This window comes from Actibacterium pelagium, assembly GCF_002285415.1.
GTDB lineage: Bacteria > Pseudomonadota > Alphaproteobacteria > Rhodobacterales > Rhodobacteraceae > Actibacterium_B > Actibacterium_B pelagium.
In genome coordinates, this window is record NZ_NSBU01000007.1 from 670,023 (window position 1) to 693,357 (window position 23,335).

Annotated in this window: 25 protein-coding genes; 18 read left to right on the top strand and 7 right to left on the bottom strand. The window is 56.5% G+C overall.

Going from position 1 to position 23,335, the window contains the following annotated elements:
* The first annotated feature begins 108 nt into the window (after positions 1-108).
* Together CLM58_RS12235 and hisN are read left to right on the top strand one after the other, a co-directional pair.
* Positions 109-477, top strand: coding sequence for a helix-turn-helix domain-containing protein (locus CLM58_RS12235; RefSeq protein ID WP_095596191.1), 369 nt, complete (start codon positions 109-111; stop codon positions 475-477).
* A gap of 77 nt (positions 478-554) precedes the next feature.
* The gene (hisN, locus tag CLM58_RS12240; protein WP_095596192.1) at positions 555-1,346 is read left to right on the top strand and encodes a histidinol-phosphatase; all 792 of its coding nucleotides are present in this window, start codon (positions 555-557) and stop codon (positions 1,344-1,346) included.
* 2 nt (positions 1,347-1,348) lie between these two features.
* Here hisN and CLM58_RS12245 read toward each other — a convergent pair whose 3' ends face one another.
* Positions 1,349-1,969: a thiamine phosphate synthase gene (locus tag CLM58_RS12245; RefSeq protein ID WP_095596193.1), complete on the bottom strand. Its 621-nt coding sequence runs from the start codon at positions 1,967-1,969 to the stop codon at positions 1,349-1,351.
* 55 nt (positions 1,970-2,024) lie between these two features.
* A complete protein-coding gene (locus tag CLM58_RS12250) occupies positions 2,025-2,354 on the bottom strand; it encodes a TfoX/Sxy family protein (RefSeq protein ID WP_095597090.1) in 330 nt (109 codons plus the stop codon).
* 67 nt (positions 2,355-2,421) lie between these two features.
* Here CLM58_RS12250 and CLM58_RS12255 point away from each other — a divergent pair, with 67 nt between their 5' ends.
* Genes CLM58_RS12255 through CLM58_RS12270 form a run of 4 tightly spaced genes read left to right on the top strand, consistent with a single transcriptional unit; the run spans position 2,422 to position 6,276 of the window.
* Positions 2,422-3,171: an RNA methyltransferase gene (locus CLM58_RS12255; RefSeq protein WP_095596194.1), complete on the top strand. Its 750-nt coding sequence runs from the start codon at positions 2,422-2,424 to the stop codon at positions 3,169-3,171.
* A 56-nt stretch (positions 3,172-3,227) separates the two neighbouring features.
* On the top strand, positions 3,228-4,367 hold the full coding sequence (ctaA, locus tag CLM58_RS12260; RefSeq protein ID WP_095596195.1) for a heme A synthase: 1,140 nt from the start codon (positions 3,228-3,230) through the stop codon (positions 4,365-4,367).
* Between the two features lie 3 nt (positions 4,368-4,370).
* Positions 4,371-5,849: a carboxypeptidase M32 gene (locus CLM58_RS12265; RefSeq protein WP_095596196.1), complete on the top strand. Its 1,479-nt coding sequence runs from the start codon at positions 4,371-4,373 to the stop codon at positions 5,847-5,849.
* 4 nt (positions 5,850-5,853) lie between these two features.
* On the top strand, positions 5,854-6,276 hold the full coding sequence (locus tag CLM58_RS12270; RefSeq protein ID WP_095597091.1) for a PaaI family thioesterase: 423 nt from the start codon (positions 5,854-5,856) through the stop codon (positions 6,274-6,276).
* Positions 6,277-6,306: 30 nt separating this feature from the next.
* Here the strand turns inward: CLM58_RS12270 and CLM58_RS12275 are convergent, their stop codons facing one another.
* Together CLM58_RS12275 and CLM58_RS12280 are read right to left on the bottom strand one after the other, a co-directional pair.
* Positions 6,307-7,563, bottom strand: coding sequence for a saccharopine dehydrogenase family protein (locus CLM58_RS12275; RefSeq protein ID WP_095596197.1), 1,257 nt, complete (start codon positions 7,561-7,563; stop codon positions 6,307-6,309).
* A gap of 54 nt (positions 7,564-7,617) precedes the next feature.
* Positions 7,618-8,712: a carboxynorspermidine decarboxylase gene (locus CLM58_RS12280; protein WP_095596198.1), complete on the bottom strand. Its 1,095-nt coding sequence runs from the start codon at positions 8,710-8,712 to the stop codon at positions 7,618-7,620.
* Positions 8,713-8,977: 265 nt separating this feature from the next.
* Here CLM58_RS12280 and rplM point away from each other — a divergent pair, with 265 nt between their 5' ends.
* The 3 genes from rplM (at position 8,978) to CLM58_RS12295 (ending at position 11,185) form a co-directional block, all read left to right on the top strand.
* Positions 8,978-9,439, top strand: coding sequence for a 50S ribosomal protein L13 (gene rplM / locus CLM58_RS12285; RefSeq protein ID WP_095596199.1), 462 nt, complete (start codon positions 8,978-8,980; stop codon positions 9,437-9,439).
* 2 nt (positions 9,440-9,441) lie between these two features.
* Positions 9,442-9,933, top strand: a complete 492-nt coding sequence (gene rpsI / locus CLM58_RS12290) for a 30S ribosomal protein S9 (protein ID WP_095596200.1) — start codon at positions 9,442-9,444, stop codon at positions 9,931-9,933.
* A gap of 202 nt (positions 9,934-10,135) precedes the next feature.
* On the top strand, positions 10,136-11,185 hold the full coding sequence (locus CLM58_RS12295; RefSeq protein ID WP_095596201.1) for a hypothetical protein: 1,050 nt from the start codon (positions 10,136-10,138) through the stop codon (positions 11,183-11,185).
* Here the strand turns inward: CLM58_RS12295 and CLM58_RS12300 are convergent, their stop codons facing one another.
* Complete coding sequence (locus CLM58_RS12300; RefSeq protein WP_188720423.1) at positions 11,186-12,412, bottom strand: MFS transporter; 1,227 nt, start codon at positions 12,410-12,412, stop codon at positions 11,186-11,188.
* A gap of 121 nt (positions 12,413-12,533) precedes the next feature.
* Between CLM58_RS12300 and CLM58_RS12305 the strand changes: the two genes are divergently transcribed.
* Positions 12,534-13,163 (top strand): DNA-3-methyladenine glycosylase family protein, encoded by a 630-nt coding sequence (locus tag CLM58_RS12305; RefSeq protein WP_095596203.1) that lies wholly within the window; start codon positions 12,534-12,536, stop codon positions 13,161-13,163.
* Positions 13,160-13,825, top strand: coding sequence for an alpha/beta hydrolase (locus tag CLM58_RS12310; protein WP_095596204.1), 666 nt, complete (start codon positions 13,160-13,162; stop codon positions 13,823-13,825). Before CLM58_RS12305 ends, CLM58_RS12310 begins: the two co-directional genes overlap by 4 nt.
* 197 nt (positions 13,826-14,022) lie before the next feature.
* Here the strand turns inward: CLM58_RS12310 and CLM58_RS12315 are convergent, their stop codons facing one another.
* Entirely contained in the window at positions 14,023-14,832 is an 810-nt protein-coding gene (locus tag CLM58_RS12315; RefSeq protein ID WP_095596205.1) for a sugar phosphate isomerase/epimerase family protein, read from the bottom strand.
* Positions 14,833-14,840: 8 nt separating this feature from the next.
* Entirely contained in the window at positions 14,841-16,541 is a 1,701-nt protein-coding gene (locus CLM58_RS12320) for an FAD-dependent oxidoreductase (RefSeq protein WP_095596206.1), read from the bottom strand.
* 121 nt (positions 16,542-16,662) lie between these two features.
* Here CLM58_RS12320 and CLM58_RS12325 point away from each other — a divergent pair, with 121 nt between their 5' ends.
* The 7 genes from CLM58_RS12325 to CLM58_RS12355 all read left to right on the top strand — a co-directional run bounded on the left by CLM58_RS12325 (position 16,663) and on the right by CLM58_RS12355 (position 23,329).
* Complete coding sequence (locus tag CLM58_RS12325; RefSeq protein WP_095596207.1) at positions 16,663-17,601, top strand: LysR family transcriptional regulator; 939 nt, start codon at positions 16,663-16,665, stop codon at positions 17,599-17,601.
* Positions 17,602-17,731: 130 nt separating this feature from the next.
* Positions 17,732-18,727 (top strand): Bug family tripartite tricarboxylate transporter substrate binding protein, encoded by a 996-nt coding sequence (locus CLM58_RS12330; protein ID WP_095597092.1) that lies wholly within the window; start codon positions 17,732-17,734, stop codon positions 18,725-18,727.
* Between the two features lie 103 nt (positions 18,728-18,830).
* Positions 18,831-19,397, top strand: coding sequence for a tripartite tricarboxylate transporter TctB family protein (locus CLM58_RS12335; RefSeq protein ID WP_095596208.1), 567 nt, complete (start codon positions 18,831-18,833; stop codon positions 19,395-19,397).
* Positions 19,397-20,917 carry a tripartite tricarboxylate transporter permease gene (locus CLM58_RS12340; protein WP_095596209.1) on the top strand — a complete coding sequence of 507 codons (1,521 nt, stop codon included), beginning with the start codon at positions 19,397-19,399 and terminating at the stop codon, positions 20,915-20,917. The genes CLM58_RS12335 and CLM58_RS12340 overlap by 1 nt, the downstream gene beginning before the upstream one ends.
* A complete protein-coding gene (locus tag CLM58_RS12345; RefSeq protein ID WP_095596210.1) occupies positions 20,914-21,762 on the top strand; it encodes a shikimate dehydrogenase family protein in 849 nt (282 codons plus the stop codon). Before CLM58_RS12340 ends, CLM58_RS12345 begins: the two co-directional genes overlap by 4 nt.
* Positions 21,762-22,649 (top strand): shikimate dehydrogenase, encoded by an 888-nt coding sequence (gene aroE / locus CLM58_RS12350; protein ID WP_188720421.1) that lies wholly within the window; start codon positions 21,762-21,764, stop codon positions 22,647-22,649. The genes CLM58_RS12345 and aroE overlap by 1 nt, the downstream gene beginning before the upstream one ends.
* Positions 22,646-23,329, top strand: a complete 684-nt coding sequence (locus CLM58_RS12355; protein ID WP_095596211.1) for a hypothetical protein — start codon at positions 22,646-22,648, stop codon at positions 23,327-23,329. Before aroE ends, CLM58_RS12355 begins: the two co-directional genes overlap by 4 nt.
* Positions 23,330-23,335 lie beyond the last annotated feature (6 nt).

Genomic DNA, 23,335 nt, shown 5'->3' on the forward strand with positions numbered 1-23,335 from the left:
GAAGCGAATATTGCTATACTCTCTGGTAGTATTCGGAATTGGAAATAAACCACGCCGATTGGAAGGTGAGTCTTAACCTATCCTTGGCCATGGTAGTGGAGCGTAAATATGAAGCACCCCGTGGATGTTCACGTCGGTAAAAGAATTCGTCATCGCCGCTGGATGGTGGGTATGACCCAACAACAGCTTGCAGAGCGTGTCGGTATTAAATTCCAACAAATTCAAAAATACGAAACTGGGATGAACCGCGTCAGCGCCTCGCGTCTTTGGGATATCTCTGAAGCGCTAGAAGTGCCTGTCAGCTTCTTCTTCGAGGGCATTGAGCATGCCCAGAACCAGAAAGAGGGCGTCTCGGTTCCGGCCGACATTCTTTCTGACAAGGAAGCGCTTGAACTGGTTCGTTCTTACTATGCTATCCCCGAAAACCAGCGTCGTCGTTTGTTCGATCTGGCACGGGTGCTAAGCGACGCGGCCTAAGCCGCGACTTGACCACTCAATGACTTAGCGGTAGGCGCGGCATGTATGCTGCGCCTTTTCTATGTCCGGGGACCGCTATGGACCAGATCGACTATCCAGCCCTGATCCAAACTGCCAATGCCTTGGCAGATGCCGCCCGAAAGGCGACCCTCCGCCATTTTCGGGCCGAACTGACCGTGGACAACAAATTGGACGGCGGCTTCGACCCCGTCACGCAGGCCGACAGGGAATGTGAAGTCGCAATGCGCGACCTTCTTGCTGAACTGCGCCCCGACGATGGCATCCTAGGAGAAGAATTCGGCAACAAGGAAGGCACGACAGGACTGACCTGGGTTCTGGACCCGATCGACGGAACCCGTGCCTACATGTCCGGTACGCCGACCTGGGGAGTTCTGATCGCAGTTAACAACGCGTTTGGGCCGGTGCTGGGTTTGATCGATCAACCCTATATCGGAGAGCGGTTTATTGGCGCCAACGGGGTCGCTCAAATGTCAGGCCCTCACGGAAGCGCACAGTTGAAGGCCAGGCGTCGCGACAAACTGTCTGAAGCCACGATTTTTACTACTTTTCCGGAAGTAGGATCGCCAGAAGAACAGAAAGCTTTCCATGAACTGGCAAGGAATTGCCGCCTGACACGATATGGGATGGACTGTTATGCCTATGCGCTACTGGCGTCAGGGCAGATCGACTTGGTGGTTGAGGCAGGGTTGCAGTCCTACGACATTTGCGCCCCGATCGGTGTGATCGAGGCCGCCGGCGGAATTGTTACCAATTGGAAAGGTGGCCCGGCCCACGATGGGGGGCGGGTAGTCGCCGCCGCGAGCCCTGAAATCCACGCGGCAGCTTTGGAATACTTGTCGAAGTACTAGGCTTAGCTCATCGCGGCGATGAATTGGCCGAGGGCTTTCGCCGGGTCTTCGGTCGACCAAATTTCCTCCCCGATACCAAAGAAATCCGTTGCAGGGGAAAGGGTTCTGATGACTTCTTCATTCAGTCCGCCCTCGGCAACAACTGGCACTTCGATCATTTCCGACCACCATTGGAACAGGTCCAGCGGGGCGACTGAACCGTCGCCAAGGCTGCTGGCCGTCACCGGGCCGAAGCTGACATAGTCTGCACCGGCTTCACCCGCGTTCATCCCATCATGACGGGATGTTCCACAATATGCCCCGACAATCGCGTCTGCACCCAGCTCTTTACGGGTGGCGCGAACAGAGCGCGCGCCGTCGGTCAGATGAACCCCGTCCAACCCAAGCCGTTCAACCAGTTGGACATGGCTGTCGATGGCAATGGCGATGTCGCGGGCGTGGGCCACTTCGCGCAGCGCATCTGCGGCGCGGGCCACGCGGTCTTCGTCCTTTGTCGCCATGGACAGGCGGATACAGGCGATCTCATGCGCGTCCAGAACAGCGGCCAGCTTGCCGGGAAAGTCGGAAAGCTCGAACTCTGGCGGGGTGATCAGGTAAATCTGAGGGCGCTCGATCTCGGCCATTCTTGGGCTCCTTGAACTTGATTTCCGCCCCTATAGCGGGGAATTCGCGCTTTGGCTACTTTGCTGGCATTGGTTTGACGAAATCCAGCGACAGGCGCAACCATTCTGCGCGGGACGCGTCATCGACCAAGCCATCGTCTGAGACATCAATCATTCCACCCATCTTGCGGCCGGTGAATTCCATTGGGCCGGCGCCGTCGATTGCCATTGCCTCAGCCTCGTTGTCCTTACCAACGCGGAACATAGCGCCATCTTTGTGAACGCCGCACAGCATGTTGCCGTTCAAAAGGAAACACAGGCCGCCGAACATTTTCTTTTCTGTGATCCCCGGCATTTCGGTCAGGTCATCGCGCAGGATCGTGGCAAGTCCTTCGTCATATGCCATGCGGGCCTCCTTGTCCTGTTGGGTTATCCAGCGTATCACGCCGCGACAACTGGGGAACAGAAATTCGATGACAGAGACCTACCGCCCGCAACCTGCCTTTGTACTTGTCCGTCCGCAAATGGGCGAAAACATCGGTGGTGCTGCCCGTGCCATGTGGAACTTCGGCCTCGACCGGATGCGGGTCGTCGAGCCGCGCGATGGCTGGCCGAACCAAAAAGCTGTTGCCATGGCCAGCGGGGCAGGGCGCCTGTTGGACGAAGCCGGGCTTTTCGGCGGGACGGACGAAGCGTTGGCTGACTGCGATTATGTCTTCGCGACGACTGCGCGACCTCGGGGGCTGACCAAGCCGGTTGTCACGCCTGAACGCGCGATGGAGCAGGCCCGCGCGATGATCGGCGAGGGCAAGAAGGTCGCCGTTCTATTCGGCCCCGAACGCGCCGGTCTGGAGAACGATGATATCGCCCGGGCCAACGCGATTATCTCGGTCCCTGTGAACCCCGAATTCGCCTCGTTGAACCTTGCGCAATGTGTGCTGCTGACCGCCTATGAATGGCGTCGCCAGACAGAAAACGTGGTGCCCGAGGTGATGGAGCTGGCCAAGACAGAGTTCGCAAGCAAGCTGGAGATCCAGAAGCTGGGTGACCACTTTGAAGAACGGATGGAGCAGGCTGGTTTCTTCTTCCCCGAGACCAAGGCCGAGGGGATGAAGCAGAACCTGCGTAACCTGTGGTCCCGGATGCCGCTGACCCGCGCGGATGTGCAGACTTTCCATGGCATGCTGCGGCAAATGGTGCGCTGGAAAGAACGCGGCGACTGACTTGCGGCGGGGCCTGTCGGGCCCTAGGTTCAAGCCCAAAGACACGAGGGGGCAAGATGGCTCAGAAACGCTCGATTTTTGAAGAGGTTGCAGGCGACAAGCCGAAAGACACACCGGCAGAGACCGGCGTGATCGACAAAGCGCGCAAGGGTGCGCGCGGTTTGATCCGCGCGTGGCTCATGGTGCTGTTTGCGATGGTTGTGGCGATGATCGTCGTCGGCGGCCTTACCCGCCTGACCGACTCTGGCCTGTCGATCACCGAGTGGAAACCGGTGACCGGGGCCCTGCCACCGATGTCTGAAACGGCGTGGACCGAAGAGTTTGAGAAATACAAGCAGATCCCCGAATATCAGTTGCAAAACAAAGGGATGTCGCTGTCAGAGTTCAAGGTGATCTTCTGGTGGGAGTGGGGCCATCGTCAGCTTGGCCGCACGGTTGGCCTAGTCTGGGCGCTTGGGTTCTTCGGATTCTTGGCCGCGCGACAAATCCCAACCGGCTGGACCGGGCGCCTAGCGCTGCTTGGTGTACTTGGCGGGCTTCAGGGCGCGATCGGCTGGTGGATGGTCTCCTCTGGTCTGGGCGGAGAGATGCTGGACGTAGCCTCTTACCGCCTTGCCACACACCTTGGTCTGGCCTTCGTCATTCTTGGGTTCATCGCGTGGTATGTGTTCGCCATGGGGCGGCCAGAGGCCGACCTGATGCAGGCACGGCGTAACCGCGAGGCCAAGCTGTTCTCGATGTCGACGGGCCTTTTGCATTTCAGCTTTTTGCAAATCCTACTGGGCGCGCTTGTGGCCGGGATCGACGCGGGCCGAAACTATATCGATTGGCCGCTGATGGCCGGTGGGATCACTCCGCCCGGCATGTGGGAGCTTCAGCCGATCTGGCGCAACTTCTTCGAGAACGACGGCACAGTGCAATTCCTGCACCGGGTCGCCGGATATCTGCTGTTCATCTTCGGAATCGTTGTCTGGCGGCGCTCTCGCCAGTCGGGAAATGACAAGACCCGCGCCGCGTTTGCAGCCGTGATCGGGATGATGCTGCTTCAGATGGTTCTTGGCATCGTGACCGTCATGCACTCTGCGCCGCTGGAACTAGCGATCCTGCACCAGCTAGGCGCTGTGGTTCTGTGGGTGCTGATCCTGCGTGCGCGGTTCCTGTCGCAGTTCCCCTTGGCCCAATCCGTAAGAGGCTAATTCATGGCTGTCTATGACGACCTGATGGGTTTTCAGCGCGAGACAGAAGCTTTGGCCCAAGTGGCAGGCCGTCTTGGATGGGACCAGGAAACCGTGATGCCCCGAGGCGCGGTCGAACAACGCGCCGAGGAAATGGGCGCGATGGAAAGCGTTCTTCACGCTCGGCGCACCGATCCACGCGTTGGCGATTGGCTGGCTGGTTTGGAAGGCGAAGAGTTGGACGCGGTTGGCGCTGCGAACCTGCGTCACATCCGGCGTTCGTATGATCGCGCGACCAAGGTCCCCGCCGATCTGGCCGCGCAACTTGCTCGCGTGACAAGCCGGGCGCAGGGCATCTGGGCCGAGGCGCGCGCAAACGACGACGTTGCCCACTTCCTGCCGATCCTGACAGAGGTTGTCGCGCTGCGCCGTGAAGAGGCCGCAGCCTTGGCCGATGGTGGAAGCCTTTATGACGCGCTTCTGGATGGGTACGAGCCCGACGCAACAAGTGCCGATATCGCCGCTATGTTCGACCGGATGCGCCCGCGACTTGTCGCCCTTCGCGAACGGGTCATGGGAAGCGAACGTTCCCCGGCGGGACTAACTGGCCGTTTTGACGCCGATACGCAATTGGCTCTGTCCAATAACATCGCAAAAGTCTTTGGCTACGACTTCAACCATGGTCGGATCGACAAGGCCGTGCATCCGTTCTCTAGCGGGTCGGGACATGACGTTCGGATCACCACGCGGGTTGATGAAGCCGACCCGTTCAATTGCCTGTATTCGACAATTCACGAGGTCGGCCATGCCTGTTATGAACAGGGGATCGACGACGCCCATTTGCTGACCCCCCTCGGGGCTGGCGTTTCGATGGGTGTGCACGAAAGCCAAAGCCGGATTTACGAAAACCAACTGGGTCGAAGCCAAGCCTTTACAGGCTACCTGTTCAACCAGATGCAGGACCGTTTCGGCCACGCCGGTGCAGCGGATGCACAGGCGTTCTATGCGGCCGTCAATCGCGTGCATTCCGGCTATATCCGGACCGAGGCGGACGAGGTCCATTACAACCTGCACATCATGATGCGCTTTGATCTGGAACGCGCTCTGATTTCAGGTGATCTGGATGTCGCGGATCTGGAAGCGGCGTGGAACAGCCGCTTTGAAGCCGACTTTGGCGTTGCGGTCGACAGGCCTTCGAACGGCGTCTTGCAGGACGTGCATTGGTCGGTGGGTCTGTTCGGTTATTTCCCGACCTACAGTCTGGGCAATGTTTATGCTGGTTGTCTGAACAAGGCGCTGCGTGCTGATTTACCCGATCTCGATGGTCAATTAGCCGAAGGAGACACCAGTGGGGCGACCGGGTGGCTTCGCCAAAACCTTCAACAATATGGCGGGCTGTACACTCCGGTTGAAGTCGTGACAAAGGCCTGTGGGCAAGCCCCGACCGAGGCGCCGCTGTTGGATTATCTCGACGCCAAGTTCGGCGCTCTCTATGGGGTCTGAGTTGATGCAACCTGTCATGACCAAAGACGAATTGACCGAATTCATCGCGCGTGAGATGCCGCAGGTGAAGGATGATTTCGTCATCGATCGAATTGGCCCGATGGAGGCCGATGTGCGTATGCCTGTGGCCTATCGACATCTGCGGCCGGGAGGGACGGTATCGGGGCCGACGATGTTCACCTTGGCGGATCTGGGGGTCTATGTGGCCATTCTTGCGATGATCGGGCCGAAGGCGCTGACCGTCACCACGAATGCCACCATCGATTTCATGCGCAAGCCCGAGGCTGATGCGGATCTGCTTTGCAAAGTCAAAATTCTGAAACTTGGGCGCGCTTTGGCGGTTGTCGATGGCCTTCTTTATTCCGAAGGGAACGAGGCCCCGGTCGCGCGGGTCAACATGACCTATTCGATCCCGCCCAAGGGGTAGGGCGCCGCCCGAGGGGCGACGCCGAAAGTCTTAAAGCGTGAACTCTTCGTTCCACGCCTTGTCTTCGCCACCAAGGCCGCCGACCTGCATGCGGATTGGAAGACCGATCTGATCGAGCAGGGCAAAGAAGGGCTTTGGGTCCAGTTCCTCGACATTGACCATGGTCTTGGTGTCCCAGTCGCCGTTTGCCACCAGCATCGCCGCCGCAACCGGCGGCACGCCAGCGGTGTAGCTGATGCCTTGGCTGCCGACCTCGTTATAGGCCTCTTTGTGGTCCGCGACGTTGTAGACGAATATCTCGACCTCACGCCCATCCTTGTCGCCTTTGACCAGGGTCCCGATGCTGGTTTTGCCGGTGTAATCCGGTGCCAGCGACGACGGGTCGGGCAAGCAAGCTTTGACCACTTTCAGCGGAATGACCTCTTGTCCTTCTGCGGTCATAACGGGCTGCTCAGACAGCAGGCCGATGCTTTTTAGAACTGTGAAGACGTTGATGTAGTGATCGCCAAACCCCATCCAGAAACGTACGTCGGCCTGCGGATAGTTCACCGCAAGGCTTTGAACCTCGTCATGACCGGACATATAGGACTGCGACGGGCCGACGACAGGCATGTCCCAGATCTTGGGCACCTCGAACATTTTGTTCTCGTTCCATGCGCCGTTCTGCCACGAATAGACAACGCCCGTGAACTCTCGGAAGTTAATCTCGGGGTCGAAATTGGTGGCGAAGTATTTGCCGTGCGAGCCTGCGTTGATGTCGATGATATCGATCGATTTCACGTCATCCATCTGGTCGATGCCAAAACGTGCAAAGGCGTTTACGACGCCCGGGTCAAAGCCTGCACCCAGAATGGCTGTAATGCCGTTTTCTGCACAGCGATCGCGGCGTTTCCATTCATAGTTTGCGTACCACGGCGGAGTTTCACAGATCTTGTCAGGCTCTTCGTGAATCGCCGTATCGATATAGGCCGCGCCAGTTTCGATACAGGCCTCCAGCACGTGCATGTTTACGAAAGCGGTGCCAACGTTGATGACGATCTGGGTGCCGGTGTCCCGGATCAGCTGCGCCACAGCCGCGCTGTCGGTCGCGTCTACCTGATGGGCCTTCAGAACGCCCGTCTGTTTCATCGCGCCCTTTTCATGGACGGACTCAAGGATCGCCTCGCATTTGCTAAGCGTCCGGCTGGCAAGGTGAATCTCGCCTAGCACATCGTTGTTCTGAGCGCATTTATGCGCCACGACCTGAGCGACGCCGCCGGCGCCGATGATGAGAACGTTCTTTTTCAATTCAGGAAACCCCCTTTGGAATTGATCCGTTGCGTGCCCGAGAGGGCGGTTCACTCACGACAAGGCTGCCGCGAAATCGTCATAGGTGAAGTCGCGTACCATACGTACCGACCCGTCCAATTCGCGGAGGGCGATAGCAGGCATCTTTACACCATTAAACCAATTTTTCTTCACCATTGTGTAACCCGCGGCATCCTGAATCGATAACCGGTCGCCGGGTTTGAGCGGCGCAGGAAAGCGAAACTCTCCGAAGATGTCGCCTGCAAGGCAGGATTTTCCGCAGATCATCCATTCCTCTGGGCCCTCATTCGGGGACACCTTGGCGCTTTCTCGATAGATTAACAGGTCCAGCATATGCGCCTCGATCGAGCTGTCGACGATGGCAAGGTTCTTACCGTTGAATAGCGTGTCGAGAACGGTCACCTCCAAGGTGGTGGAGTTGGTGATCGCGGCCTCTCCGGGTTCCAGATAAACTTGAACCTCGTTCTCTCCGGCAAACCGTTTCAGACGCTCCGCCAACCGATCCAGCGGATAACCTTCGCCCGTGAAGTGAATGCCACCCCCAAGCGAGATCCAGTTCATTCGGCGGATCAGGCTGCCAAAACGATCCTCAATATGATCTAGCATTTCGGCGAAGCGATCAAAATCATCGTTCTCGCAGTTGTTGTGAAACATGAAGCCACTAATCAAATCGGCCACAGGCTCGATCCCTTCGGGCGCATGTTCACCCAGTCGAGAGAAGGGCCGGGAAGGGTCTGCCAGATCGAAATCGCTGGTCGACACGCCGGGGTTCACGCGCAGCCCGCAGAGGTGAGAACGGCTTTCCTCTTCGAAGCGGGTCAACTGCTGCGCCGAGTTGAAGATGATCTTGTCAGAGTTGGCCAGTACCTCGGCCATCTCATGCGGCGCCCAAGCCACGGAATAGGCGTGGGTTTCCCCGGGGAACTTTTCGCGGCCAAGTTTGACCTCGAACAGCGAGGACGACGTGGTGCCGTCCATATACTCGGACATCATGTCAAAGACCGACCACGTGGCAAAACACTTCAAGGCAAGCAACGCTTTTGCCCCGGACGCTTCACGCAGGGTGGCAATCTTTTCCATGTTCGGCAGCAGCCGAGACTTGTCGATCAGGTAATAGGGCGTTTGCATTGTCGGGTCTCATACAGTTTGAGTGCCGCATTTAGTCGGAGTAAGCTGTTTCGGCAATTATTTTCGGCCAATTACACGGGAGCGGACCGGTTGAGCGGAGAATACGTGCAAATTTATGGGGTAAAATAATACCTATTTTTTAAGCCATTGAATTCGCATAATAAATTCATGATAGCAGCGCTTGACTGCACTTTCAAAATCCTTAGAACACGCCCATCCAAGTTATCCGGGGTGATTTCCGCCCCGAAGCCATAGGGCCAACACGATGAAAACTTTCTCTGCAACTCCGGCAGACATCGACAAGAAATGGATCCTGATCGACGCAGAAGGCGTTGTTCTGGGCCGTCTTGCTTCGATCGTTGCCATGCGCCTGCGCGGTAAGCACAAGGCGTCCTTCACTCCGCACATGGATATGGGCGACAACGTCATCATCATCAACGCCGACAAGGTTCAACTGACCGGCAAGAAGCGTGACGACAAGAAATTCTACTGGCACACCGGCCACCCGGGCGGCATCAAAGAGCGCACCATGCGCCAGATCATCGAGGGTGAGCACCCCGAGCGTGTCGTCATGAAAGCCGTTCAGCGCATGCTGCCCGGCAACAAGCTGAGCCGTAAGCTGATGACCAACCTGCGTGTATACGCCGGTACCGAGCACGGTCACGAAGCTCAGAACCCCGAAGTCCTGGACGTTAAGTCCATGAACCCGAAAAACACCCGGAGCTAATCATGGCTGAAGAAATCAAATCCCTGGACGAGCTGAACGCCGTCGCCGGTGGTGACGAGGCCGTGGTTGCCGAGATCGCCGCTCCTCGTGAGCCTGTTCGTGACGAACTGGGTCGTTCCTATGCCACCGGTAAGCGTAAAGACGCTGTTGCCCGTGTCTGGATCAAGCCGGGTTCCGGCAAGGTCATCGTCAACGGCAAGGACCAGTCCGAATACTTCGCACGTCCGGTTCTGCAGATGATCCTGCGCCAGCCGTTCACTGTTGCTGGTGTTGAAGACCAGTTCGACGTGAACGCCACCGTTAAAGGCGGCGGTCTGTCTGGTCAGGCCGGTGCGGTTAAGCACGGTATCTCGAAAGCGCTGCAGCTGTTCGATCCGTCGCTGCGCTCGCCGCTGAAAGCCGCTGGCTTCCTGACCCGCGACAGCCGTGTTGTTGAACGTAAGAAGTTCGGTCGCCGCAAAGCGCGTCGTTCGTTCCAGTTCTCGAAGCGCTAATTCGCTTTGCAAACAGTTTTGGATTGGGCTCGCTTCGGCGGGCCCTTTTCATTTTTGCCGTCCAGCCCGTCAATCTTTCGCTACATATACATGCAAAAGGCGAAGGCTTGCGTGTTGGTGCAGCTAAATCGGGAAACCTTTCCTGCGAAAACGGAAAAATAATGCTACATTAACCAGAGTTCCCGCCAACTCTGGAGCCCCCATGTTCGACGTTGTTTGGTCCAAAGACACGATAACCTGCACACTGAAAGTTAAACCTGAAGCGGATAAACTTATCGAGCCTACCGAAATGGCCTGCAGGATCGATTTGAAACTTGGGGTTACCCCTTCACCAGCTGCCGGTAAGGCACTGCGCAATGGGATGGACAAAACCTTCAATGCCTTGGTCGAACGAAAGTCCGGAAACTTCCTGAAAGACATGCGGACCAAGGTGCGCGCCTTGGGAGCCGTGCTGCAAAAGGAGATTGACCAAGGTAAGGGCGACCAAGCAAGGGCGTCCAAGTTTTTAAAGGCAGAAGAAGCTGACCTAAAGGCAATGTGGACCAAATGGTCTGAAAAACTGGCTCATAAACTTGCCGAAGAAGCATTGCAGGAGGTGGTGAAAACCACCAAGGAAAAAGAGCTTAAGGACCTTAATGTCAAGAAAGTAAAAGCGGCGGGGAAAGTGCTTACAGTTCCCACGCTAGCGCTCGCCTCAGCGGCGGTTTCTCTGTTCACAGGAAATATCACCGGGGGGGCTTCGGCGATCTTGAAGGCAGGCAGCGCGATGATGAAAGCGTCTGAGGATCTATCTTCTGCGCTAAATACCTACAGCAACGACCAAGCAGCGGTCGAAAAAGACATTGGGGCTTTAGCCGGTGCGCTGAAAACGATCGCAGGGCGTATCAACTCAATGGACAAACAGCGAAAGCTGGCAGAGATGGAGATCGCAAAGATTGCCTCAGAGCAAAGGGTCATGGCAAAAGAACTTGCCGCCGCGAAGAACTTACCAGCCGCAGAGCGCAACGCGGCTATAAAAGGGCTGCGTGCACAGGGTGAGGCAATCAAGAATATTGCTAAAGGGCTTCCGGATACCTCAGATCTCAAGGTGTCTTGGAAGGCTATAGCCGGCGAGCATAAAAAGATGCTGGACGCAGTGAAAGCAACGGGCGCTGATGCTCCTAAATCTTACAAGAACGCACGCAACCTCGCTGACGGTGCCAAGGAAATTCTTAGTATGTTGTCCAAAGTAGAAAAGGCCTTGCGGAGGTGATTAGAGTGCCTCTTCGGTGGGACGCAGAACCAGCCAGATTAGTGCGCCACCTGCCAGCATTAATAGCGGGGCCATGGCCATGTTGACGGTGAACCAGCCCTCTTGCGGCGTTCCGCCCGCGCAGTTCATTAGACCGCCGGATGACAAGGACGCCAGCGTAACACAGCCAAAGACGATCAGGTCGTTCAGGCCCTGAATGCGGCCGCGTTCTTCGGGGGTGTGGGCCGAGGCCAGCATGCTGGTGGCTCCGATGAAGCCAAAGTTCCAGCCGACGCCCAATAGGAACAGCGCGATGAAGAAGTTCTCTAGCTCGACCCCCATCATGCCAACGACGCCAGCGGCCCCGAGGATCGCAAGACCAAGTGCAACGATCTTTTCGACCCCGAAGCGAGCAATCAGGTGGCCGGTAAAGAAGCTGGGAGCGAACATCGCCAACACATGGGCAGAGACCACATCGGCCGCGTTATCAGTCTCGAACCCGCAGCCGACGACGGCCAGAGGGGTAGAGGTCATCACTAGGTTCATCAGCGCGTAAGAGACCGAGGCACAAATGACCGCGACCGCAATGCGGGGTGTGCGCAAAAGCTCCATCCGGGTGCGGCCCTTGACTGTCGTATCGCTGGCGCGCGCGGGTGTTGGGATGTCCAGAAAGCCGAACAGGGCAAAACCCAGAAGGTTGATGACAACGACTCCCAGATAGGTCCCTAGAAACGGAACGACAAAAGCGTCCGAGGTGACCTTGACCAGTTGCGGCCCGATAATGGCTGCGGCAAGGCCGCCTGCCATGACATAGGAAATCGCCTTAGGCTGAAGCTCTGGCTTGACGGTATCGGTGGCGGCAAAGCGGTAAAAACCCTGTGCTGACATATAGATACCGGTTAAAAGTGATCCAAGAAGAAACAGCGGAAACGATGCGTAATACAGGCCAGCGGCCCCAACAACGGCCCCAATGGTTCCCCCTGCCGACCCGACATAAAACCCGACCCGACGTCCATAGCGCTGCATGATGGCGGACAGAGGTGTCGCCGTCAGCATAGACCCCAGAATGATCAAAGAGATCGGCAGGGTCGCATAACAGGCATTGCTGGCCAGCGACTGCCCGGCCAAGCCACCAATGGTGAACACCATTCCCATCTGCGCACCCAGCACGGCCTGCGCCAAAACAAGAATGGCAACATTGCGGTTGGCGTGGCTGACGCCGGCATCTTCTGGCGAGGCAAAAGTCATGGACAAAGGAGTACTCTGCCCATTGGTCTTCTGAAAGCGGGAATTCGTGCGTGATTGACGCAGGGCTTGTTCATCCACGAACAGGGGTGACAAGGGGCGTAGGAAGTATCAGGCTGCGCCCATGGTTGGACGTATCATAGAAACAGAGGCCTGCGTGGCCGAAGGGGCGGAATACCTTGCCCGAAAAGAGCCGCGCTTTGCCGAATTGCTAGAGCTGACAGGCCCGCTGCCTCTGCGACGCCGCAAGGATGGGTTTGAGATGCTGCTGTCTTCGATCGTCAGCCAGCAGGTCTCGGTCGCGGCTGCAAATGCTATCTGGAAGCGTCTGAGGAATGCCCGGTTAACCGGCCCGCGCAAGATCATCTGGGCCTCTGAGGAAGAGTTGAGGGCCTGCGGCTTGAGCCATCAAAAGATACGGTATGCCAAGGCTTTGGCGGCAGAACGGATCAATTTCAATGCGCTGCGCGAGATGCCGACCGAAGAGGTCATCGACACGCTGATCGTCGTACCCGGCATCGGCCGATGGACAGCCGAAATCTATTCCATGTTCAGCCTTGGTCGCGCGGATGTCTTTGCACCCGCTGATCTTGCGTTGCAGGAGGCCGTGCGCCTTTTGTTCGATCTTGACGAGCGTCCAAAGGAAAAAGTGCTGCGACAGATGGCCGAAGCGTGGTCACCATGGAGAGGCGTTGCAGCGCGGGCGCTTTGGGCCTACTACCACGTGGCGAAAGAACGGGAAGGGATCCGATGACACGCGTATTGCAGGCAGGCCGCAAAGGGCCGAAATCAGGCGAAACTCGTTCGGCGGTGGTGTTCGTCCACGGCTATGGTGCCAATGGCGCAGACCTTCTGGGGCTGGCCGATCCCTTGTCCGAACATCTGCCCGATACGCTGTTTGTGGCGCCCGATGCGCCCGAGTCCATTCCGGGGATGCCTTTTGGTTATCAATGGTTCCCGATCCCATGGATCGACGGCTCATCTGAAGAAGAAGCCGCGCGCGGCATGGTGCAAGCCGTCGAAGATTTTAATGCATTCCTTGATGCGCTGATGGTCGACGAAGATCTATTGCCAGAGCAAGTTGTTCTGTTCGGCTTTAGTCAGGGCACGATGATGAGCCTTCAGGTCGCGCCACGTCGCGAAGACCCGGTGGCCGGCGTCGTCGGCTTCTCTGGCCGCCTATTGGAACCCGAACTTCTGGCCGAGGAAACCGTCAGCCGCATGCCCATCCTTCTGGTCCACGGCGATGCCGATGACGTGGTGCCGATCCAGTCGCTTCCCGCTGCGATCGAGGCCCTGCAGGGCGCAGACTTCAAAGACGTCTACGCCCACGTCATGAAAGGCACCGCCCACGGCATCGACCCCGAAGGTCTTGGTGTGGCTTTGGCCTTTATGCGGGACAAACTGGGACTGTAGGGCCCAACCTTCTTTGCTTGTTGGGTCGGCAAAGCTGGCCCAGCAAGCCTTTGAAACTGCAGCAATACTTTGCCGTTACCAAAGCAAAGCATTTGCCCGCCTGCTGATGCTCTCCCAATCATTTCTACTTGATTGGGAGGCTCTAGCGGCATCTATTACGTTGGATTGTAAAAATCGCGATTGAATAGAAGATTGTGCTATCCGGTTTCAGCCACTTGTTTTTGAAGAGCTTTCGCTGCTTTCAAGACTGTTTCAGCGACATGTTCTGGTCCATGGCTTTTCGTCAATTGACTCATAGGGACTTCAACGCCCAAAGGCGTTTGATTTGGGAGCGCTTGCAGGAAAGACACAAGGTCGATCTGCCCGTCACCCGGAGGCAGGCGTTCAGCGCGGCCGGCGTGGAAGAGATCTTCAGTAGAGTAGGGCGGGTGAACTGGCGCATCGCAGAGATGGGCAAAGCGCAGGCGTTCTGGTGAAAGTGAAAGCAACTGGTCCAGCGAGCTTTCCGAACGATCAAAATGTAGGCTGTCGATGAGGATCCCAACTTTAGGACCCGCTTGGGTGACAACTCTTACAGCAGTTTTTAGATCTGGAACGTCGGTCCATGGAAAGAACTCAAGAGAAACGCCAAGACCGTATTTCGCTGCGAGGTTTGAGAAGGCACCTAGCTGATCTGCCAGACGATTTAAATCTGGGTCGTAAGGGGCGGTTATGACCTCTTTCGCACCCAGTTCTGCGCCAGCGGCCAAAAAGGGCTCAAGCGCCGAAATATCCTTATCGGGTTCGATTTTCATAAACTCGATGTCGTGAACAAGTATACCTGTGTCGTGCAGGGCGGCCTTGGTTTCCTGCATCATCACCGGATCGTCCATGAGCGGATAGCCGGGGCTTGTCGGGGTTACCTGAATTAAGCGGAGGCCAACCGCGTCAAATCCCACTTTTCCCGCTAGGCGGATCAGCTCGGGCGGAGGCAGGTCAATTGCCGTAAGATGTGCGAGTGATAGCATGAACGACCTCAGCTTTCTTTTGCAGCATGGCGCCCGGCAATGAACCCAAAGGTCAGAGCCGGTCCAAGGTTGATTCCGCCTGCGGGGTAGTGCCCCCCCATGACGCTCGACATATCAGTTCCGGCTGCATAAAGGCCGCGGATGGGGTCTTCGTTGTCATCAAGGACCCGCGCGTTTCCGTCTGTCTTCAATCCTGAGAAGGTGCCGAAGCTGCCCGGCACGACCTTCACTGCATAAAAGGGCCCATTTTCGATAGGGGCGAGACATGGATTTGGGCGCACATCCGGGTCGCCCTGAAGCCTCATATAAGGTGTTGTTCCACGTCCAAACCTTGGATCCTCGCCGCGACGAGCATCCTCATTGAAATCTGCAACGGTGGCTTCAAGGCCGGCCGTGTCGATACCACAGGCCTTGGCCAAGTCGGCAAGCGTCTTCCCGCGGGTCAGGTAACCGCTTTGCAGCCATCCTGAAATCGGGATCGGGGCAGGGCGTACGATTCCCAACCCATAGCGACGCAGGAAGCGGTGGTCGCAGATCAACCAAGACGCGGTCTCTTGGCCGTCTGGAACCTTGGTCAGCATTTCTCGGACATAATCGTGATAGCCAAGGCCCTCGTTACAGAACCTTTGTCCGTCGGCCAGTACCCCGATCACGCCGGGTTTGCCGCGGTCGATAATATGGGGGAATACTCCGGTACTTCCATCTGGCCATGTAACCTGAGAAACCGGGCACCACGCCCCGGGGGCTGCAACCGAAAGGTCTTGGTGCCCGCCGGCCGTTTCACCAAGGCGCAACCCATCACCGGTGGCCGACGGAACCGCTAGCGTCAGGTGTTCTTCTGGTCGGGGAAATGTGCTTTCTCGACGCGCCAGGTCATTGGCATAGCCACCGCAGGCAAGAACGACACCGTGCTTGGCGTGGATCGTGGTTTTGCCTGCCTCGCTTTCAACAACCGCCCCGATGACGCCGGTTTGGTCTTGCAATAGCTCCGTTATCTTGTGGCTCGGGCGAAGGTCGACGCCCTTGTCCAAAGCGGCCCGTAAGAGACGACCGATCAGCGCGTTGCCATTTCGAAGCTGCATACCACGCCCATAGCGCAATAAATCCCACAGGTGGCGACCGAAGCGAAGGCTGACATAAGCCATCGACTTCACGGACCGAGTGGCGGTCAAAAAGGCTCGCAGGTCCGGACCAGCTTGTATCGTCATGCCAAGAAAGGTTGTTTCTTTCATGGGCGGTCTTAGAAGGTCAACGTCATCCCCGAGAGATCGGGCATCATAGGGCTGCGCGATCACAGATCGTCCCCCCATGCCGGCGCCGGGCAATTCAGAGTAGGTGTCAGGAATCTTTGCTCCGCAATCGAAGGTCAGTGCGGTATTGTCTTCGAAAAACGCGACCATTTCGGGTGCTGCTTTCAAAAACGCGTCCACTAGTTCGGGCCGAAAGTTGTTGCCTAGAACTGCCTTCAAATACCTGCGCGGTGCCTCGATTTCTTCAAGGATACCGTGACGTTTTGCGACCGGGTTACACGGAGCCCATATCCAGCCCCCCGACAGTGCCGAGGTCCCGCCAAGCGTCATGTCCTTTTCAATAAGAATGACCTTCAGACCGTGATGCGCGGCGACGACTGCTGCTGCGAAGCCAGCCGCACCAGAGCCGGCTACCAACAGGTCACAGGTTTCGATTTTTGAATTGTTCGAAGTCGACAAAATGAGAGCTTTCGATCGTATTTGCGAAGAACCTCTGCGACAGAGTGGGTAACGTCAATTGCTTGTTTGGGTGAGTTAATAACATTAAGTTAATCGCAAGGGTTGGTCAGGGAGGAGCAAAATGGCGGAAATGACGCTTCGTCAGATAGAGGTCATTCGTGCGGTTATGATGACCGGTACCATTACGGGTGCGGGAAAGATGTTAAATGTCTCAGCGCCGGGCATCAGTCGTTTGGTGAAACATACAGAAGAATCTCTGGGTATTCGGCTGTTCGAACGCAAAGCGGGGCTTTTCACTCCATCCGTTGAAGCAGGTCCGGTTTTCGATCAGATACGAGAGGTTTATCGGGGTGTCGAGAATCTGCAGGAATCGATTGGCTCCTTGCAAAAAGGGGAAGATGTCAGCCTTGCGTTTGCTTCGGCTCCTTCCGTCGCACAGTTCATCGCAGCGCGTGTTTTAAAGCGGGTTAGGTCCCGTTACGACGATCTGTTCATCGACCTAAATATCCTCAAGATCGAAGAGACCCCGGATTACTTGCTGCTTGAGCGGGGCGAATTCGTAATCATGTCTTCCGAGGTTCAAAACGCGGCAATCGAGAATGAGAAAATCGCCGAAGGACGTCTGGTGGTGATTCTGCCAGAAGGGCACCCATTGGCCGAGAAAGCCGAAGTATCCGTTCATGATCTGGTCGATGAAAAAATCATCAGCATGGATCCAATGGACCCCTATGGTGCAAAACTGGCGAAACCCTTTTTGGATGAGGGCATCGAGATACATCATTCGATGCGAGGACGCTTCGCGCAGACCGTGGTTAGTCTTGTAAGGCATGGATTGGGGGTCGCGCTTATCGACGTGTTTTCGGTGGCCGAAGTCTATATGCCGGGCCTAGTACGCAGGCCTCTGAAAGAAGAGCATTCTATCGAGATCTTTATTGCCCGCCGTAAAGGGCGAGTGCTGTCGAACTTCGCCGAATATACCATCCGTAACTTCAAACGTGAACTTTCGCTCGCTGTCGAGCATCAGCCTTGGCTTACTGAAACGGCGAAAAGTCAGAAGTGATCCGCCTATTAACATCAAGTTAAAAGCGGCGCTACTTAGGTATTTGACGTTACATGCGGATTGCGTCAATTAATCCGACGTGATCTGCCAAATCTGGCAGGATGAACACGAAGCCCTTTGGGAGGAAATAATGAAACGTTTCGTATTCGGAGCTCTGTCAGCTCTGGCTCTGACCTCGACCGCTGCACTGGCCGAGTATCCAGAAAAAGAAATTCAAGGCATCATTCAGTGGGGCGCCGGTGGTTCGACTGACACCGTAATGCGTTCGGTTACCCCGCATGCAGAGGCGGCTCTGGGTGGTACTGTCGTCATGCAAAACATGACTGGTGGCGTTGGCGCAATCGCGCTGAACCATGTTGTTGGCGAAGACGCTGACGGCTACACGCTGCTGATGGGCGCTGAAAATCCGATGCTGTACAAGATCATGGGTCTGGGCGACAAAGACTATAACGACTTTACCCCGATCAGCATTCTGGCACGCGGCACCCCGATGCTGGTTGCCAACCCTGACGCGCCTTACAACACCTACGCCGAGCTGATGGACTACATCAAAGCCAACCCCGGCGAAGTTCGTTTCGGCGCAACTGGCCCCGGCGGTCTGCCGTCGGTCGTGACCGCAATGATCAACACCATTGAGGGCGATCTGGACGTGATTTCGGTTCCTTACGATGGTGACGGCCCCGCGCTGACCGCGCTGCAGGGTGGTGCTATTGACGTAATGCCTGCCGTTCTGGGTGCCGCGATCGAAGGTGTTCGCGCCGGTAAGATGAAACCGCTGGCCGTGTTCGACGTCGAGCGTAACGAAAAACTGCCAGACGCACCGGTCGTGACCGAGTTCAACGCTGCCTTTGAAACTTATCTGCCTTGGGGCCCGTTCTTTGGCGTATTCGTTAAGAACGGCACTCCGGACGATGTCATCGCCAAACTGCAAGCAGCATACGCGGAAGGCGCCAAGCACCCCGACTTTGTCGAGCTGATGGACAACCGTGGCTTCACCATGATGGGCATCTCGGGTGCCGAAGCGGATGCCTTCCTGAGCAAGTGGCAGCAAGGTACAGCATGGCTGCTGCAGGACGCAGGTCTTGCCAAGAACTCGCCTGAAGAGTTCGGTATTGCACGCCCGTAATTAAATTGGATTGGGCGGGATTTCCCGTCCAAACCCTTTTGGCGCCGGCCTCGTTACAGCAGGTGCGGCGCCATTTTCTTTCATGCGACTTGGGGAGGACGTCATGCAGCATATTGATCCCGAACACCACGACGGCACGTCGGACGCCACACCTGGCGGAACTGAAAACATGCGCCGCCCAGGGGAACTGATCTTTGGCGTCGTCATGCTGGTGACCAGTCTTGGTCTGTTGTGGAGCGCTTACGGTATTTCCGGTTTCGAAGCCCTGTCTGCGCCTGGATCTGTGCCGATGGCCACAACGCTTGCGATGGTCATCTCGGCCGCGCTGATCGTTGCAAAGACTGCGCGCTTGCCGCTGGATACCTCGGAAACCCTGTCACGTGATATCTTGCCCGGCGTTGTTTTGATTTTTGCCGCTGCTCTTGTCGGTTATGGCATTTTGCTGAAGCCCTTCGGGTTCCTCCCGACCTCGGCCCTGTTCCTGATTGGTGCGATCAAGCTGTTGGCGCGCCGCGGTTGGGGTTGGACGCTGACAGTCGCGCTTAGCAGCCTGATTGTGATCTGGCTGATCTTCCGCATTGTCTTCACCGTTCTGATGCCCGCAGGCATCGTCCCCGAGGCCGAATTCATCCAATTTTTCCGTGATCTGACCAATGGGGGTGACGCGTAATGGACGCCCTGATGAACTTTTTGACCGTCTTCACGCAGCCCCAGCTTCTTATGTTGGTGGGTTTGGGGACTTTTGCCGGTGTCTACGTCGGTGCAATCCCGGGACTGTCGGTCACCATGGCCGTGTCGATCCTGATTTCGTTTACTTTCTCTTGGGATGTTTACCCCGCAATTTCGTTGATGATCGGCATCTACATGGGCGGTGTCTATGGTGGGTCGCGTACAGCGATCTTGCTGAACATTCCCGGCGCGCCATCGGCGATTGCCACGGCATTGGATGGATATCCGATGGCGAAGCGCGGTGAAGCTGGAACGGCCATTGGCGTAACCACAGTAATGTCGTTCATCGGTGGTTTCATCGGAATCGGCGTTCTGGCCGTAGCTGCGCCGGTGGTCTCTGACTTTGCGCTGAAGTTTCAGCCCCGCGACTACATGCTGTTGGCAATTCTCGGAATTCTGCTGGTTGGGTCCCTGTCACAAGGTAGCCTTTTGAAAGGTATCTTTGCTGGCGCATTGGGCATCGCAATTGGGGCGGTCGGACGTGACCCGCTTACTTTCACCGAACGCTTCACATTCGATTTCCGACTTCTTGAGGGGGGGATTTCGTTCATCGCCGTGATGATCGGTATGTTCGGCGTTTCCGAAGCGCTTCTTCAATTGCACCACGTAGACAAGGACGCCGTACGCCAGAAGATCAATCGCATCGTGCCTTCTTTGTCGACCGTGAAGAAGCATCTGCCACTGTCACTGCAAACGTCCACCATCGGCGTCATTATTGGTGCGCTACCCGGCACCGGTGGAGATATCGCTGCACTGATGGCTTATGACCACGCGAAACGGGTTACGAAGGACCCCGAGCGCGAGTTTGGTGATGGCGCGATGGAGGGGCTTATTGCACCTGAAACCGCCAATAACTCTGCGGTGGGCGGTGCCTTCATTCCGATGATGACCCTTGGTATTCCCGGCGACGCCGTGACCGCGATTATGATCGGTGCGCTCTTCATCCATGGCCTGAACCCTGGCCCCATGTTGATGATCGACCAGCCTGACATGTTCTGGTTCATCGTCGGCGCCTTGGTTATGGCCAATATCTTCATGGTGATTTTTGGTCTGACTGGCATCAAGCTGTTCACCAAGATCGTCGAGATGCCTCGTTCGGTTCTGATCCCGCTGATCATGCTTCTGTCCATCGTCGGGGCCTATGCCGTGAACAACTCGATCACCGACGTTTACTGGATGCTTGGTTTTGGTGTCTTCGGCTATTTCATGCGCCACTATGGCTATCCGCTTGGCCCAGTCATTCTTGGTGTGATCCTGTCGCGCCTTCTGGATGACAACTGGCGCCGCGCGATCATTTCGGAACGCGAAGATCTGGGCCGCTTCTTTGAAGGGATATTCACAAGCCCACTGTCTTTGGTCCTGTTCATTGCCGTGATCTTGATCTTCGTTAGCCAAACCCCGCTGTGGACCCGTGGCAAAAGAATGCTTCTGGGTCGCAAATCAGAAAGTACCTCCAAATGACAACGACCCCTGATCTGCTGCTCGGCCTGATTGGTGACAATATTTCACGGTCCCGATCCCCGCTCCTCCATAAGTTGGCCGGGCAGCAGAACGCTATGGACGTGCGTTATGACCGACTAATCCCTGTAGAGTTGGGCGCAAAGTTTGACGCCGTTTTTGACGACTGCAAACGGAAGGGGTATCGCGGCATCAACGTCACGTACCCCTACAAAGAGCTTGCCACGCATAAGGCCCAGATCGACGATCCGCTGGTGCGCTCCATCGGAGCCATCAACACCGTGCTGTTCGAGGACGCTGGACCCAAGGGATTCAACACAGACTACTCTGGCTTCAAGGCAGGGTATCGCAATGTCCGCGGGGACGCAGAGCCGGGGGTGGTCTGCCTGATCGGAACCGGTGGAGTAGGGCGTGCGGTTGCCTTTGGGCTTCTCTCTTTGGGTGCGACAGAAATTCGCCTTTTGGACCGTGATGAAGCCAAGGCCAAGGCGCTTGCAGCTGATCTGAAATCTGCGGGTTCAGAGACCCGGATCGTAGTTTCATCTGATCAGGCGACTGCCTGTGAGGGGGTGGATGGGGTGGTCAACTGCACCCCTGTCGGCATGGTTGGCTACGAAGGAACTCCGTTGTCCGCGTCATATATGAAAGGTGCCAATTGGGCCTTTGATGCGGTTTACACACCGGTCGATACGCAGTTTCTGACGGACGCTGCAGCGGCAGGGCTGGATATCATCTCTGGCTATGAGTTGTTCATCTATCAAGGTGTACACGCCTGGGCGCTGTTCGCTGAAAAACCCTTGGACGAAACCCTGCTTCGTGCCGACCTGCTGGAAACGCAGGAGGATTAATGACTTCTGCTCCCGCCATTTCTTCGATTTCCGGAAAGACGCGCCTGATCGGATTGTTCGGCTCTCCAGTTGATCACAGCCGTTCTCCGGTAATGCAGAACAGCACCTTTGAAGCGATGGGGCTGGACTATGTTTACCTAGCCTTCGATGTTGGGGGCGATCACGTGGAAGAGGCAGTTTCAGCGCTGCGTGCGCTGAACATGCGAGGGGCCAATGTAACCATGCCCCTTAAGCGCGCAATCATTCCGCACCTTGATGCGCTCTCAGAGGCGGCAGAGTTGGCAGGGGCGGTCAATGTGATTGTTAATGATGAGGGTAAGCTCACCGGCCAAATCTCTGATGGGGAAGGCTTCATGCTTTCGTTGAGGGATGCGGGTCACGATGTTGTTGGTCAGCGAATGGTCATCCTTGGTGCCGGAGGCGCTGCAATCGCGGTGGCTGTTCAAGCCGCTTTGGACGGTGTGTCTGAAATCGTTCTTTTCAACCGACGCGATGCCTTTTTCGAAGAAGCCCGGGGGTTGATCGAACGGCTTCAACAACGTGATTTGCCTATTCGTTTGGCTGATCTCGAGGACCACGCACTTTTGGCTGAAGCCATTAGGGACGCGGATATTCTTGTCAACGCGACCCCCGTCGGAATGGAAGGCAGTCTTTCCAAGACCGCGCTGCCTGATCTTGAATTGCTTCGGGCCGAGCTTTTGGTTTGTGACCTGATTTATGTGCCCCGCGAAACCCGTCTTCTGCGCGAAGCGGCAGCGCGTGGTTGTCGAACAGTGCCCGGTACTGGAATGCAACTTTGGCAGGCAGCCCCAGCTTTTCGGCTTTGGACCGGTGTCGACATGGATATGACCGTCGCTAGACAAGCCCTCTATGGAGCTGACACATGAAGGACTACGGTTTCCTTGCGATTTGGTGCGAAATTTCCGCCGAAGATTTGGATGACTACCGCGCGTGGCTGACGCAAGAGCACATTGCGGACCGCACGTTTTCGCCAGGCTTTTTGGGGGTCCGCGTGTTCGAAGAACTGGACAACCCCTTGGCCCATTTCATTCTGTACGCCACGGACGGGCCAGAGGTTCTGAATGGAGCCGAGTACAAGGCCATTCTCGATAACCCTTCGCCGTGGACGCAGCGGATCATGCCAAAGTTCGGGCCGTTCGATCGCGCGCTTGGCCATCAGATTTTGAAAATTGGTAATGGGTTTGGCTCGCATGTGGCGATTTGGAAAGTTCGACTTACCAGCCCGGCGCTTGATACCGCCCATCTGAACGAAGAGCTTTCGATCTACCTTGGCAAAGATGGTATCGTCAGCCTGCGTGTTTGTCAGTTGAACCATGACACAACAGACCGGCACAGCGTCGAAAAGACCATGCGCGGTGGAAACGAAGGAGATTTCGATCTTCTTTTGGTGGCCGAAACTACAGATGCTTCTTCAGTCCTCGCTGCAAAAACCCACCTTTCCGAAGCGCTTCCAAACCTATTCCAGCATTTCTCGGAAGCAGACGGCAAATGCTTTAGAATGTTCTACGGTGAGGCTGCTCACGAAGGGCCAAGCCTTTCACTTTGATCGACA

Bases quoted from the DNA above. Each gene is read 5' to 3' on its own strand.
- CLM58_RS12235 (WP_095596191.1), top strand. From the start codon at position 109: ATGAAGCACCCCGTGGATGTTCACGTCGGTAAAAGAATTCGTCATCGC.
- hisN (WP_095596192.1), top strand. From the start codon at position 555: ATGGACCAGATCGACTATCCAGCCCTGATCCAAACTGCCAATGCCTTG.
- CLM58_RS12245 (WP_095596193.1), bottom strand. From the start codon at position 1,969: ATGGCCGAGATCGAGCGCCCTCAGATTTACCTGATCACCCCGCCAGAG.
- CLM58_RS12250 (WP_095597090.1), bottom strand. From the start codon at position 2,354: ATGGCATATGACGAAGGACTTGCCACGATCCTGCGCGATGACCTGACC.
- CLM58_RS12255 (WP_095596194.1), top strand. From the start codon at position 2,422: ATGACAGAGACCTACCGCCCGCAACCTGCCTTTGTACTTGTCCGTCCG.
- ctaA (WP_095596195.1), top strand. From the start codon at position 3,228: ATGGCTCAGAAACGCTCGATTTTTGAAGAGGTTGCAGGCGACAAGCCG.
- CLM58_RS12265 (WP_095596196.1), top strand. From the start codon at position 4,371: ATGGCTGTCTATGACGACCTGATGGGTTTTCAGCGCGAGACAGAAGCT.
- CLM58_RS12270 (WP_095597091.1), top strand. From the start codon at position 5,854: ATGCAACCTGTCATGACCAAAGACGAATTGACCGAATTCATCGCGCGT.
- CLM58_RS12280 (WP_095596198.1), bottom strand. From the start codon at position 8,712: ATGCAAACGCCCTATTACCTGATCGACAAGTCTCGGCTGCTGCCGAAC.
- rplM (WP_095596199.1), top strand. From the start codon at position 8,978: ATGAAAACTTTCTCTGCAACTCCGGCAGACATCGACAAGAAATGGATC.
- rpsI (WP_095596200.1), top strand. From the start codon at position 9,442: ATGGCTGAAGAAATCAAATCCCTGGACGAGCTGAACGCCGTCGCCGGT.
- CLM58_RS12295 (WP_095596201.1), top strand. From the start codon at position 10,136: ATGTTCGACGTTGTTTGGTCCAAAGACACGATAACCTGCACACTGAAA.
- CLM58_RS12300 (WP_188720423.1), bottom strand. From the start codon at position 12,412: ATGACTTTTGCCTCGCCAGAAGATGCCGGCGTCAGCCACGCCAACCGC.
- CLM58_RS12305 (WP_095596203.1), top strand. From the start codon at position 12,534: ATGGTTGGACGTATCATAGAAACAGAGGCCTGCGTGGCCGAAGGGGCG.
- CLM58_RS12310 (WP_095596204.1), top strand. From the start codon at position 13,160: ATGACACGCGTATTGCAGGCAGGCCGCAAAGGGCCGAAATCAGGCGAA.
- CLM58_RS12315 (WP_095596205.1), bottom strand. From the start codon at position 14,832: ATGCTATCACTCGCACATCTTACGGCAATTGACCTGCCTCCGCCCGAG.
- CLM58_RS12325 (WP_095596207.1), top strand. From the start codon at position 16,663: ATGGCGGAAATGACGCTTCGTCAGATAGAGGTCATTCGTGCGGTTATG.
- CLM58_RS12330 (WP_095597092.1), top strand. From the start codon at position 17,732: ATGAAACGTTTCGTATTCGGAGCTCTGTCAGCTCTGGCTCTGACCTCG.
- CLM58_RS12335 (WP_095596208.1), top strand. From the start codon at position 18,831: ATGCAGCATATTGATCCCGAACACCACGACGGCACGTCGGACGCCACA.
- CLM58_RS12340 (WP_095596209.1), top strand. From the start codon at position 19,397: ATGGACGCCCTGATGAACTTTTTGACCGTCTTCACGCAGCCCCAGCTT.
- CLM58_RS12345 (WP_095596210.1), top strand. From the start codon at position 20,914: ATGACAACGACCCCTGATCTGCTGCTCGGCCTGATTGGTGACAATATT.
- aroE (WP_188720421.1), top strand. From the start codon at position 21,762: ATGACTTCTGCTCCCGCCATTTCTTCGATTTCCGGAAAGACGCGCCTG.
- CLM58_RS12355 (WP_095596211.1), top strand. From the start codon at position 22,646: ATGAAGGACTACGGTTTCCTTGCGATTTGGTGCGAAATTTCCGCCGAA.